13 protein-coding genes are annotated in these 12,443 nt (G+C 72.2%); 6 read left to right on the top strand and 7 right to left on the bottom strand.

All coding sequences use genetic code 11. The features are described 5' to 3' along the window. The first annotated feature begins 77 nt into the window (after positions 1–77). Positions 78–848, top strand: coding sequence for a hypothetical protein (locus tag AC1UE4_RS12095; RefSeq protein WP_482917479.1), 771 nt, complete (start codon positions 78–80; stop codon positions 846–848). A gap of 10 nt (positions 849–858) precedes the next feature. Here the strand turns inward: AC1UE4_RS12095 and AC1UE4_RS12100 are convergent, their stop codons facing one another. Genes AC1UE4_RS12100 through AC1UE4_RS12110 form a run of 3 tightly spaced genes read right to left on the bottom strand, consistent with a single transcriptional unit; the run spans position 859 to position 3,598 of the window. Further along, the gene (locus AC1UE4_RS12100) at positions 859–1,473 is read right to left on the bottom strand and encodes a MerR family transcriptional regulator (RefSeq protein WP_482917480.1); all 615 of its coding nucleotides are present in this window, start codon (positions 1,471–1,473) and stop codon (positions 859–861) included. Continuing rightward, the gene (locus AC1UE4_RS12105) at positions 1,470–2,705 is read right to left on the bottom strand and encodes a CaiB/BaiF CoA transferase family protein (protein WP_482917481.1); all 1,236 of its coding nucleotides are present in this window, start codon (positions 2,703–2,705) and stop codon (positions 1,470–1,472) included. The genes AC1UE4_RS12100 and AC1UE4_RS12105 overlap by 4 nt, the downstream gene beginning before the upstream one ends. After that, positions 2,702–3,598: a beta-keto acid cleavage family enzyme gene (locus AC1UE4_RS12110; RefSeq protein WP_482917482.1), complete on the bottom strand. Its 897-nt coding sequence runs from the start codon at positions 3,596–3,598 to the stop codon at positions 2,702–2,704. The genes AC1UE4_RS12105 and AC1UE4_RS12110 overlap by 4 nt, the downstream gene beginning before the upstream one ends. A 63-nt stretch (positions 3,599–3,661) precedes the next feature. Between AC1UE4_RS12110 and AC1UE4_RS12115 the strand changes: the two genes are divergently transcribed. From AC1UE4_RS12115 to AC1UE4_RS12135, 5 genes are all read left to right on the top strand, one after another. After that, a complete protein-coding gene (locus AC1UE4_RS12115) occupies positions 3,662–4,294 on the top strand; it encodes an NUDIX hydrolase (RefSeq protein WP_482917483.1) in 633 nt (210 codons plus the stop codon). A gap of 7 nt (positions 4,295–4,301) precedes the next feature. Continuing rightward, complete coding sequence (locus tag AC1UE4_RS12120) at positions 4,302–4,919, top strand: DUF1326 domain-containing protein (protein WP_482917484.1); 618 nt, start codon at positions 4,302–4,304, stop codon at positions 4,917–4,919. Continuing rightward, positions 4,916–5,917: an acrylyl-CoA reductase family protein gene (locus AC1UE4_RS12125; RefSeq protein WP_482917485.1), complete on the top strand. Its 1,002-nt coding sequence runs from the start codon at positions 4,916–4,918 to the stop codon at positions 5,915–5,917. The genes AC1UE4_RS12120 and AC1UE4_RS12125 overlap by 4 nt, the downstream gene beginning before the upstream one ends. A gap of 107 nt (positions 5,918–6,024) precedes the next feature. Further along, positions 6,025–6,702, top strand: a complete 678-nt coding sequence (locus AC1UE4_RS12130; protein WP_482917486.1) for a hypothetical protein — start codon at positions 6,025–6,027, stop codon at positions 6,700–6,702. A gap of 56 nt (positions 6,703–6,758) precedes the next feature. Beyond that, positions 6,759–8,363, top strand: coding sequence for a GMC family oxidoreductase (locus tag AC1UE4_RS12135; protein ID WP_482917487.1), 1,605 nt, complete (start codon positions 6,759–6,761; stop codon positions 8,361–8,363). 7 nt (positions 8,364–8,370) lie between these two features. Here the strand turns inward: AC1UE4_RS12135 and AC1UE4_RS12140 are convergent, their stop codons facing one another. The 4 genes from AC1UE4_RS12140 to AC1UE4_RS12155 are packed head-to-tail and all read right to left on the bottom strand — an operon-like array spanning position 8,371 to position 12,419. Beyond that, the gene (locus tag AC1UE4_RS12140) at positions 8,371–9,249 is read right to left on the bottom strand and encodes a hypothetical protein (protein ID WP_482917488.1); all 879 of its coding nucleotides are present in this window, start codon (positions 9,247–9,249) and stop codon (positions 8,371–8,373) included. Positions 9,250–9,280: 31 nt separating this feature from the next. After that, positions 9,281–10,834: an acyl-CoA carboxylase subunit beta gene (locus AC1UE4_RS12145; protein WP_482917489.1), complete on the bottom strand. Its 1,554-nt coding sequence runs from the start codon at positions 10,832–10,834 to the stop codon at positions 9,281–9,283. Then, complete coding sequence (locus AC1UE4_RS12150; protein WP_482917490.1) at positions 10,831–11,649, bottom strand: arginase family protein; 819 nt, start codon at positions 11,647–11,649, stop codon at positions 10,831–10,833. The genes AC1UE4_RS12145 and AC1UE4_RS12150 overlap by 4 nt, the downstream gene beginning before the upstream one ends. Then, complete coding sequence (locus AC1UE4_RS12155; RefSeq protein WP_482917491.1) at positions 11,634–12,419, bottom strand: enoyl-CoA hydratase/isomerase family protein; 786 nt, start codon at positions 12,417–12,419, stop codon at positions 11,634–11,636. The genes AC1UE4_RS12150 and AC1UE4_RS12155 overlap by 16 nt, the downstream gene beginning before the upstream one ends. Positions 12,420–12,443: the final 24 nt, after the last annotated feature.

The following is a 12,443-nucleotide window of genomic DNA, read 5'->3' on the forward strand; positions in this document are numbered from 1 at the left end:
ACCCGCCCTCCGGACCGGGGTCGGATCCCGGGAGGACCCCCGATGCACTCCCGGTCGGTGACGCCGAGACTCGGTCCATGCGCTCCACCAGCTTCCTGGCCGTCGCGGCGCTCGCGGCGGCCGTGCTCCCGTCAACGGCCGGCGCGGCCTACCGCGAGACGAAGTACGACGTCACCTTCGAGGTCACGATGACCGAGGCGTGGAAGTCCGCCACGCACTGGGACCACCTGTGCTTCGTCCGCAACCAGGAGGGGCGCTGCACGAACGACGTCGTCGGCAACGGCAGCGCGCGGGTGTTCCTGCGCACCTCGACGCCGAAGCGCGTCACCGTCATGAGCGGCGGGCGCATGAAGCCGATGATCCAGTACGCGATCGACTCGGGGATCCCGCTCAAGGGCGAGTACAAGCGCACCGGATCGCTCACCGACGTGCACGGCGGGCTCTGGCACGACGCCAACCCGGACTGGGCCGCGGAGACGAGCGGCTGCGGTTCCAAGGCGATCAAGGCCGACGTCTCGCTCGGCTGGACCGGCCGCAACCAGCTCCAGCCGATCATGCTGCTCGACGAGCCGACCGACTGCCCGACCGGCCCGCAGGAGGGCTTCGACTGGGTCCCCGGCGATGGGCCGTCGTTCAGCGACGTGATCGCGAACGTCAGCGAGTCGAAGTTCGGCAAGACGAAGCAGTTCCGCTTCGGCGGGCGCAAGACGTGGAAGGGCTCGATCGCGCCGATCACGCGGACCGACCCGGACGACCTCTACTCGAAGGGCGGCGAGGCCGAGGTCACGTGGACCTGGGAGGCCGTCTTCCGCGAGGTCAAGGCGAAGAAGAAGCGCAAGGGCCGCTAGCAGCCCGGCCTCAGCGGCGCGCCTCGAACTCCCGCAGCAGCAGCTTGGAGTGGATGGCGCCGATGAGGTCGCGCAGCGGCTCGGATCCGGCGGCGACGATGTCCGGCGCCGCCGGCTCCCCCGCGAGGCGCTCGAGCAGCACGCGGACCTCCTCCTCGACGAGCGGCTCGAGCGCACGCACGTAGCGCAGCGTGTCGTAGACGGTGAAGCCGAGCCGTTCGTCGTAGCCGCCCGCCCGGAAGCGGGCGATCGCGTCGACGATCCTCACGTCGTCCGGGCCGTAGCCGCCGCGCTCGTCGGGGTTCAGCACGCCGATCTCGGCGAGGCGGTCGAGCACCTCGCCGGGCACGCGCTCCTCCAGCTCGGCGCGCGGGACGCGCTCGCCCGCGCCGAGCACCTCGCGAATGACCCGCAAGGGCATGTACCGCTCCTCCTGCAGGCGCTTGATGAGCCGCAGGCGCTCGACGTACTCCGGCGGGTACCAGGCCATGTTGCGCGAGGTCCGCACCACGCCGCCGCCGTCGCCGAGCAGCCCCTCGCGCAGGTAGTGCTTGATCGTCGCGGGCGAGACGCCGGAGCGCTCCGCCAGCTCCGACATCTTCAGCAGGCCCTCGGGGGAGCTCATGCCAGGAACGAGCCGGGCGCGTCACCGGACGCCGGCCCGGCCACGGCGCCGGCCTCCTTGAGCTGCGCGATCGCGTCGTCGTCGTAGCCGGCCGCGCGGAGGATCGCGTCGGTCTGCTCGCCCAGAGCCGGGCCGGGCGCGCGGTTGGCATCCCCGGGCGTGCGCGACAGCTTGATCGGCACGCCGAGCAGCTGGACGGGCTCGGCGGCGCCCGGCTGGTCGAGCCCGACGACCATCTCGCGGGCGCGCACCAGCTCGGAGTCGAGCGCCTCGTCGAGGTCGAGCACCGGCTCGAGGCAGCAGTCGACCTCGGTGGCGAACTGCTGCCACTGCTCGCGCGTGCGCTCCATGAACACGGCCTGGACCTCGGTGTGGGCGTGGCTGCCCGGCCGCTCGAACTGCTTCTCGATGAGGTCCTCGCGCCCGACGCCGCGGCACCAGCCCTGCCAGAACTTCGGCTCGAGGGCGCCGAGCGTGACCCAGCCGTCGGCGCACTGGTACGGGCGATAGCAGATGATGCCGCCGTTCAGGACGCCCTCGCCGCGCCGCGGCACCTGCTTGTCGGCGAGGAACTGCGCGGCGACCATGACGAGCCACGACAGCGCGCCGTCGGCCATCGAGACGTCGACGAACTGGCCCTCGCCGGAGCGGTCGCGCTCGTGCAGCGCGGCCATGATCCCGAACGCGGCCATGAGCCCGCCGCCGCCGAGGTCCGCGATCTGCCCCGCCGACTGCACGGGCGGCCCGTCGTGCTGGCCGGTGAGGCCGAGCAGCCCGATGAGCCCGAGGTAGTTCATGTCGTGGCCGGAGCGGTCGCGGTACGGGCCGTCCTGGCCGTAGCCGGAGATCGCGCAATAGACGAGCCCGGGGTTCTCCTCCTTCAGGCGCTCGTAGCCGACGCCGAGCCGGTCGAGCACGCCCGGCCGGAACGACTCGAGCAGCACGTCGGCCTCGCGCACGAGGCGCAGCAGCACCTCGCGGCCCTCCTCGGTCTTGAGGTTCACGCGGATCGACTGCTTGCCGCGGTTGAGCGACAGGAAGAGCGCGCTGGCGGCGCTCGGGTCGGCGCCCTCGATCATCGGCGGCGACCAGCGGACGTAGTCGCCCATGCCGGTGTCCTCGACCTTGATGACCTCGGCGCCGAAGTCGGCCAGCAGCAGCGAGCAGAACCCGCCCGGCAGCAGCCGGCTGAGGTCGAGGACGCGCAGGCCCTCCAGCGGCAGCCCGCTCACGCCGCCGCGCGCTGGGGAACGCCCAGCATGTCGCGCGCCTCGGTCACCGTCGCCGGGCGCCGGCCGGTGTTGACGACCATCTCGCGGGCCTTCGCGATGAGGTCGCCGTTGGAGCGCGCCATCGTGCCGTCGGGCAGGTAGAAGTTGTCCTCGAGGCCGACGCGGATCGACCCGCCGAGCGTCAGCGCCGCGCCGACGAGCATCCACTGCTCGCGGCTGATGCCGATCACGCCCCAGTGATTGGATCCCGCCGACCCACCCCCAACGCCCGGGATGTTGTCGACCATCGCCGCGAGGTTGCGCGCGGTCGGCGGGATGCCGCCGGTCACGCCCATGACGCAGTCGACGTGCAGCGGCGCGCGGAGGACGCCCATGTCCATGAGCGGCGCGAGCGAGCCGACGTGCCCGACGTCGAAGCACTCGTGCTCGGGCTTGATGCCGAGCTCGTTCATCACCGTCAGGAACTCGATGATCTCGTCGAACGGGTTGGCGAAGACGGCGTTGAAGACGAACTGCTTGCGGCGCCGCGAGTACTTCGCGTAGTTCATCGAGCCCATGTTCAGCGCCGCGACCTCGGGGCGCACCTCGCGCAGGTACGCGATGCGCTTCTCCATGCTCACGCCCATCGCGCCGGTGGAGAAGTTGATGATCACGTCGTCGCCGACCTCGGCGCGGATCGCGTCGGTGATCGCGCGGAAGTCCTCGACCTCGTACGACGGCGTCCCGTCCGGCTTGCGCGCGTGGATGTGGATCATCACGCCGCCCTCGTCGACGATCCGGCGCGCCTCGGCGCCGTACTCCTCGGGCGTGTAGGGGATCGCCGGGCACTGCTCGCGGTTGGCGAGCGACCCGGAGATCGAGCAGGTGATGACGACGGGATCTTCGAGGCTCACGGGCGACTCCGCGGGAAGTGGGACGTGCCACTTCGAACTCTAATGGCTCCTACGCTCGAGACGATGTCCGCGTCCGAGCTGCTCGATGCCTACGACACCGATGGCGCTTTCCTCGGCGCGGTCCCGCGCGATCGCGTCCATCGCGAGGGCCTCTGGCACGACGCCTTCCACCTCTGGGTGGTCCTCGGCGACGGGACGATCCTCCTCCAGCGCCGCGCGCCGCACAAGGAGAGCTGGCCGGGATGCTTGGACGCCAGCGCAGCCGGCCACCTGACCGCCGGCGAGCGCGTCCTCGACGGGCTGCGCGAGGCCGAGGAGGAGCTGGGCGTCGTCTACACCGCCGACGACCTCGAGCCGTGGGGCGTCGAGCGCGTCGAGGACCTCACCGTCGAAGGCTTCGCCAACCGCGAGCGCCAGCACGTCTTCGTCGTCCGCGACACCCGCAGGCTCACCGACTTCACCTCCTTCGACCGCCACGAGATCACCGAGCTCGTCGCCGTCCCCCGAGAGACCTTCGGGGCGTTGTGCGCCGCCGCCGGAGGGTCTCCGGAGAGGACGGGGCGGCGCGACGGCGAGGGGGTCGAGGCGAAGGTCTTCGACGGGGTCGACGTGCGCGAGGTCGAGGTCTCGGGCGGCGAGCTCGTTCCCACGCCCTACCTCTCGCGGCTCGCCGCGGACCTCGCCACGGCGCGATGATGCAGCCATGACGTGGCACATCGCCGGGACCTACTTCGAGGCCTGCAACTGCGATGCGATCTGCCCATGCCGGCGGATCGACGACGTGCCGGGCGGGCGGTCGACCCACGGCGTCTGCGCCGGCGCGCTGTCGTGGGTGATCGACGAGGGCGACGCCGACGGCATCGACCTGGGCGGCCTCCCGGTGGCGCTCGCGTTCCGCTACAGCGACGACGAGGCCGGCTCGCCGTGGACGTGGGTGCTTTACCTCGATGCGCGGGCCTCCCGCGCCCAGCGCGCCGCGCTCGAGGGGATCTTCACCGGCGCCTTCGGCGGCGACCCGCTCGCGCAGTTCCCCTGGGCGCGCAAGGGCAACGCGCCGGTCGCCGTGCGGCCCGTGGACATCGAGGTCAGCCACGCCCGGCGGCGTCAGCGGCTGCGCGTCCGCGACCACGTCTCCGTGGCGATCCGCGACCGGTACGCGACGGAGGCGAGCGTCGGGTGCGTGATCCCCGGGTACGAGCGCGAGGGCGAGGAGCTCGTCGCCGACCGCATCGAGCTCGCCGACGGCGAGCTCGTGCTGCAGGTGAGCGACGTGTGCGGCTACGCCTCGACCTTCGACTACGCGGGAGGATCACCATCGTGACCGGCGCCGAGACGACGTTCCGTGCCTTCGTGTCCGAGCCGACGGAGGACGAGACGCGCCGCGGCGTGCGCGAGCTGACGATCGCCGACCTGCCCGAGGGCGAGCTGCTCGTCCGCGTCTCCCACTCGAGCGTCAACTACAAGGACGCGCTCGCGTCGCGCCACGACGGGCGGGTCGCGATGACGTCGCCGCTCGTGCCGGGCATCGACCTCGCCGGCGAGGTCGTCGAGTCCTCCGACGACGGGTTCGCGACCGGGACGCAGGTGCTCGCGCACGGCTACGGGATCGGCGTCTCGCAGCACGGCGGGTTCGCCGAGTACGCGCGCGTCCCGGCGAAGTGGGCGCTGCCGCTGCCCGGCGATCTGACCGCGCGCGACGCGATGGTCATCGGCACCGCGGGCTTCGCGGCGGGGCATTGCGTGCACACGCTGCAGGAGCGCGGCCTCGAGCCCGGCGACGGCCCCGTGCTGGTCACCGGCGCGGCCGGCGGCGTCGGCAGCTCGGCCGTGGCGATGCTCTCCCGCCTCGGCTTCGAAGTCGTCGCGAGCACCGGGCGCGTCGAAGAGGAGCGCGACTTCCTGCTCGGGCTCGGCGCGAGCGACGTCATCGACCGCGCGGAGACGTCCGCCGAGAGCCGCAAGCCGATGGAGCGCGAGCGCTGGGCCGGCGCGGTCGACGCCGTCGGCGGCACGACGCTCGCGTACATCATCCGGACGCTGAAGTACGGCGGCGCCGTCGCCTCGACCGGCCTCGCCGGCGGCACGAAGCTCGACACGACGGTCCTGCCGTTCATCCTCCGCGGCGTCGAGCTGCTCGGCGTCGACACCGTCCAGACCCCGATGGAACGCCGCCGCGCCGTCTGGGACCGCCTCGCCGGCGACATGCGCCCGAAGGACCTCGACGTCCTCGCCAACGAGATCGCCCTCGACGACCTCGACGAGACCCTCGACGCGATCCTCCAAGGCAAGGTCCGCGGCCGCACCGTCGTCGTCCCCTGACCACCCCACCGCGCGCCTTCGCGCGGAGAGGGGCGGGGCGGCGAGCGGGGGCAAGGCGGGGGACTTCCCCGATGTGCTTGAGGTGCGGGGGCGCGAGGGTTCTCGTCATGACCGCCCCTCGCCTCATCGCCCTCGCGAGCGTCGCCGCCGCGCTGACCCCCGCGCTCGCCTCGGCGAACGTCCCGAAGTACCGGGCGTCGATCGAGGGGACGTTCACGAGCCGCAGCACGATCACGCAGACGTGCGACGACGGCCGCGCGGTCACGGGCGGGGCGACGGAGACGGCGACGTTCCGGACGACGCGCGCCGCGACGATCTTCGTCCAGCGGCTCGGCCACAGCTATCCCGCGATTGCGCTCGTCGACACGCGCAAGCCGATCGTCGCGACCGCGTCGATCGAGCGCGCCAGCTCTCTCGCGAGCGGCGACGAGACGACGAGCTGCGCGGGCGAGCCCGATCCCACCGGCTGCGGAGCGAAGACGCTGCGGTTCGAGCTCGGCATGAGCCCCGGCCGCAAGGGCGTCGCGCCCAACTTCGAGGCGCTCCCCGTCGCCGGAAGCCGCTCGCCGTTCAAGGACTGCCCGCTCCTCTTCGGCCAGACCGGCTTCCCGTCCATGACCCCCGAGGAGGCGGGCACCGCGAAGATCTCCGCGGCCCGCCTGCTCAACGCCCGGAAGCTCGTGCTCCACGGCCGCGGCCACGGCTCCGACCGCGACAGCGCCGTCGACGGCTCGAGCTCCTACGACGTCAAGTACACGATCAGGCTCGTGCGCGTCCGCACTTGACGTTCTCCGGGGCCGCCGAGAGGATCGCTGACCGGAGCGATCTTGAGGAGGCACGGGTGTTCGACTACGTGATCGTGGGTGCGGGTTCGGCGGGCTGCGTGCTCGCGAACCGGCTGAGCGAGGACCCGGACGTGAGGGTCCTCCTGATCGAAGCCGGCGGCCCCGACACGAGCGACTTCGTGCACATGCCCGGCGCCTGGCCCGCGCAGCTGCGCACCGAGCGCGACTGGGACCTCTCGAGCGGCTACGAGCCCGCCTGCAACAACCGCCGCATCTACCTGCCGCGCGGCAAGATGCTCGGGGGCTCCTCCTCGCTGAACGCGCTCGCCTACATCCGCGGCAATCGGGCCGACTACGACGAGTGGCGCGACCTCGGCTGCGCCGGCTGGGGCTACGACGGCGTCCTGCCCTACTTCAAGCGCTCGGAGGACAACGAGCGCGGCGCCGACGCGTTCCACGGCGCCGGCGGCCCGCTGCACGTCTCGGACACGCGCTCCGACAACGAGCTGCACCAGCGCTGGCTGTACGCCGCGATGGATCTCGGCCTGCCGTCGAACGACGACTTCAACGGCGCCGAGCAGGACGGCGTCGGCTGGCTGCAGTTCACGACGACCGCCGAGGGCCGCCGCTGCAGCGCCGCCGTCGCGTTCCTCCATCCGGTCGCCGACCGCCCCAATCTCGTCGTCGAGCCGTGGGTGACCGTGCTCAAGGTCATCGTCGAGAACGGCCGCGCGCGCGGCGTCGCCGGCACCCGGATGGGCGAGCTGCTCGAGTTCCGCGCCGAGCGCGAGGTCATCCTCGCGGCCGGCGCGTACGCGTCGCCGCAGCTGCTGATGCTGTCCGGCATCGGCCGGGCGGCGGAGCTCGAGCTGCTGCAGATCGAGCCCGTCTCCGAGGTTCCCGGGGTCGGCCTGAACCTCCACGACCACCCGATCAGCGGCGTCGTCCACGAGTCGCCGACGGACCTGACCTGGTTCGGAGCGTTCAACGACGAGAACCTCGCGCGGTTCATGACCGAGGGCGACGGCCCGATCGCGTGCGCCGGCATCGACGCCGGCGGCTTCACGCGCACGCGCGACGGCCTGCCCGCGCCCGACATGCAGCTCTACGGCCTGCCGGTCGCGATGCTCGACGAGGGGCTCGTCCCCGCCGACCGCCCCGGCATCACCGTCGCCGCCTCCTTGCAGAAGCCGGTCAGCCGCGGGTACGTCGCGCTCGTCTCGCCCGACCCCACCGCCAAGCCGCTCGTCGTGCACAACTACCTCGCCGAGCCCGAGGACATGGCGGCGCAGGTCGCCGGCACGCGGCTGGCGATGCAGATCGCCGCCACCGAGCCGCTCGCGGCGTGCGTCGGCGACGCCATGATCGCCCCCGCGTCCGACTCCGACGAGGACATCGCTGCGTACCTGCGCGCGCGGGTGCAGACGCACTACCACCCCGTCGGCACCTGCAAGATGGGCGTCGACGAGCTGGCGGTCGTCGACCCCGAGCTGCGCGTCCGCGGCGTCGAGGGCCTGCGCGTCGCCGACGCGTCGATCATGCCGACGATCTCGCGCGGGAACACGAACGCGCCGACGATCATGATCGCCGAGAAGGCGGCCGACATGATCGCGGGGCGCGCGCCGCTCGCGGCGGAGGTCCCGGCCTCGGCGGCCGGCTAGGTCCCCCTCACCACCGGACCTTCTTGCGGCACCCACCTCCGCAGGCGGGCCGCTCGCGCGTGCCGGTGAACGACGCGCGGTGCGCGCCGGAGTCGAGCACCCGGACCTTCGCCACGCCGGACCACCGGATCGAGCCGCGCCAGATCACGATCCGGCAGCGCGCCGGTGTGGAGCACTTCATGATCACGATCCGCGCGCTGCGCCCCGCGCGGCGGCGCACCATCGACCGGATCGCCTTGCGCGCGAGCGCGGCGTCCAGCTGCGGCGCCGCGGGCGTCGAGGTCGTCGCGGGCCCGGGCGACGTCGCCGGACTCGGCGTCGGAGCCGGGGTGGGCGCCGGAGCCGGCTCCTCCGCCGGGCCGCCGGACACGCCGCCGACCGCCGTCGAGCCGGGAAGGACGAACCAGCCGCTGTTCGGCGCGACGTCCGAGCCGCCGCTCGAGACGAACAGCGTCACCACGCGGAACCACAGGACGTCCGATGGCCAGCCGACCTCGCCGCGATGGACGTAGGCCTGCAGCTGGCCGTTGGCGAACGACGTGCGGTACGTCGACTGCGGGCCGTAGATGTACCACCCGTTGCCGGTCCAGGAGCCCAGCCACCACCCGATCTGGCAGCACTCCATCTGCAGCATGTAATCGGCGACGCCATCGCGGTTGGCGTCGATCTGCACGCCGATCCGGTCGCCGCTGTAGAGCACGCTCTGCGTCACCTGGACGCCGAACGCCAGCCAGTCCCCGTCCCAGCTCCCGACGACGCCCGTGACGTCGGGCGCGTTGTAGCCGCCGTCGCGGACCGGGTCGGTCCACTCGCCGTACCCGGGCGCGGCGAACGCGGGCGGTGCGAACGCCAGGACCACCACGGCTGCGACGAGCGCCACCCGCATGGGCCGACGCTACCGGAAGCCGGTGCGCTTGTCAGACGGGCACGACCGCGTTGCGCTTCCACGGGCGCTCGACGGTCTTGCCCTCGGCCATCTCGAGCGCGCGGCAGATCGTCGGGCGCGTCTCGCGCGGATCGATGACGTCGTCGATCATCGCGTTCGCCGCGGCGCGGTAGACGTCGATGATCTGCTTGTAGTTCGCGATCAGCTCGGCGCGCTTGGCGGCCGGGTCGTCGGCCTCCTCGACCTGCTTGCGGAAGACGATCTCGACCGCGCCCTCGGCGCCCATCACGCTGATCTCCGCGCTCGGCCAGGCGACGATGAGATCGGGCTCGTACGCGCGCCCGTTCATGACGTAGTAGCCCGCGCCGTACGCCTTGCGCAGCACGACCGTCACCTTCGGCACGGTCGCGTTGGCGACGGCGTGCAGCATCTTCGCGCCGTGGCGGATGATCCCGCCGGCCTCGACCTTCGTGCCGACCATGAACCCCGGCACGTCCATGAGGAAGACGAGCGGGATGCCGAACGCGTTGCAGAGGTTCACGAAGCGCGCGGCCTTGTCGGCGGAGTCGTTGTCGAGGATCCCGCCGAGCTGCTTGGGCTGCGACGCGACGATCCCCGCGGGCCGGCCGCCGAAGCGCGCGAGGCCGGTGATGACGGTCTTGGCCCAGTTCGGCTTGAGCTCGAAGAACCGGCCGTCGTCGACGATGCGGCCGATGACGTCGTGCATGTCGTACGGCTTGCGGTTCGACTCCGGCAGCACGTCGAGCAGCTCGTCGTCCATGCGGTCGACCGGGTCGGCCGTCTCGAGGCGCGGCGGCGCCTCGCGGTTGTGCTGCGGCATGAACGACAGGTACTCCTTGATCGAGGCGATGCACGCCTCGTCGTCGGGCACCTCGAGGTCGCCGACGCCCGACTTGCGCGTGTGGACGCGCGAGCCGCCGAGCTCCTCCTGCGTGACGTCCTCGCCGATCGCGGCGCGCACGAGGTGCGGCCCGGCGAGCGCCATCGACCCGCGCCCCTTGACCATCGGCACGAAGTCGGCGAGGCCCGGGATGTAGGCGGTGCCCGCGGCGCACGGCCCCATGAGCGCGGCGACCTGCGGGATGACGCCCGACGCGATGACCTCCTCGCGGAAGAGGTGGCCCGACCCGGCGAAGAGCGACCCGACCGCCTCCTGGATCCGCGCGCCCGCGGAGTCGAGCAGCCAGATCATGGGCAGCCGCTTCGTCAGCGCGAGCTCGCGCAGCCGCGCGACCTTCAGCTCGCCCGTCATGCCCATCGAGCCGGCCATGACCGTGAAGTCGTACGCGGCGACGGCGGCCAACCGCCCGTCGACGCGGCCGTAGCCGGTGATGACGCCGTCGGCGGGCGCCTCGCGGCCGGCCATCGCCGCCTGCGAGAAGTGCGGCTGCGCGTGGATGCCGAGCTCGACGAACGTGCCCTCGTCGACGAGCAGCGCGATCCGCTCGCGCGCGGTGAGCTTGCCGTCGGCGTGCTGGCGCTCGATCTTCTCGGGTCCGCCGCCGAGCTTCGCCTTCTCGCGGCGCGTGTGGAGGTCGTCGACGAGCGGCCGGAGCAGGCTCACGCGCCGACCGCGCTCGTCAGCAGCGGATCGACGATCGTGGCGATCGTCTCGGCGAGCGTCCGCCGCTCGGCCTCGTCCTCCGGCGCCTCGAACGCGGTGATCTCGACGCCGAGCAGCTTCGTCACGTCGGCCACCTCGCGCAGCAGCGTGCGCAGCCCGGCGTCCGACAGCCCGCCCTCGGCGGGGAACTGCGCGGGCAGGATCGACGGGTCGAGCACGTCGAGGTCGAGGTGCACGAAGACGTCCTCGCCGTCGAGCATGTCGGCGAGCTGGCTCGGGCGCACGTTGCGGATCCCCGCGGTCTCGAGCAGCACCTGCTCCTGCCCGTCGAGGTCGCGCGCGCCGCACATGAGCACCTGCGTGGGATCGACCTTCGTCTCCGCGAGCCCGGCATCCCAGCGCCCGCAGGCGCCGGCCAGGCACATGCCGCCGAGGAACCCGCTCTCCGTCGTGTCGGGCGTGTTGAAGTCGCCGTGCGCGTCGAGCCAGAGCACGTAGGACTCGGGGTTGTGGCGGGCGACGGTGGGGAGCGTCGTCAGCGAGATCGAGCAGTCGCCCGCGACGAGCACCGGGAAGCGCCCCTCGACGAGCGCGTCGTCGACCTGCCCGCCCGCCTCGAGCAGGCAGCCGCGCGAGACCTCGAGGTCCTCCGACCACGGCTGCGTCCGCGGCTCGCCGGGGGAGCCGATGAAGCGCGCCTCGACGCCCGCCTGCTCGGCCAGCAGCGGCGCCAGCGCCTCCACTCCACGCGCTCCGCCCGGCGTCCGGTCGGACGTGCGGCAGAGCATCCCCACGACGCTCACCTTCCGGTCCACTGCGGCTCCCGCTTCTCGAAGAACGCCTTGACGCCCTCCTGGATGTCCTCGGTGCTGAACGCGAGCGCGAGCTGGCCGCGCAGGAAGTCGAGCGCCTGGTCGAACGCCATGTCCTGCTGACGGAACATCGCGTCCTTGCCCATCTTCATCAGCACCGGCGACTTCTTCGCCAGCCGCTCGGCCCAGTCGGCGACCGCGGCGTCGAACTCGCCGGCCGGCACGACGCGGTTGACGATGCCGATCCGCTCGGCCTCGTGGGCGTAGATGCGGTCGCCGAGCAGCAGCAGCTCGTTCGTCTTCTTGCGCCCGACGTTGCGGTAGATGAGCGCCATGATCATGAACGGGAAGACGCCGACGTTGATCTCGGGCGTCCCGAACGTGACGCCCTCCTTGGCGACGATGAGGTCGCACGCGAGCGCGACGCCGAGCGCGCCCGCGAGCACGTGGCCGTTCGCCGCGCAGATCGTCGGCTTGCCGAGCAGGCCGATCAGCTCGAAGAGCTGCGGGAAGCGCTCGATGCCCTGGAACTTGTGGACGATCGGGACCTCGGCCGCGAAGCCGCCGAGGTTGCCGCCGCTCGAGAAGACCTTGTCGTGCGTCGAGGTCAGCACGACGCAACGGACCGCGTCGTCGTCGCGTGCGCGCCTGAACGCGTCGATCAGGCCGTCGAGCATGGCATCCGACAGCGAGTTGCGCGTGTCGGGATCGTCGAGCGCGATCGTCGCGACGCCGGTGCCGGCGACGTCGTAGCGAACGGGGACGTCGGTCACGAGGGCGCGGAACCTACTCCTCCC

The sequence above is a fragment of the Parviterribacter kavangonensis genome (genome assembly GCF_056863335.1).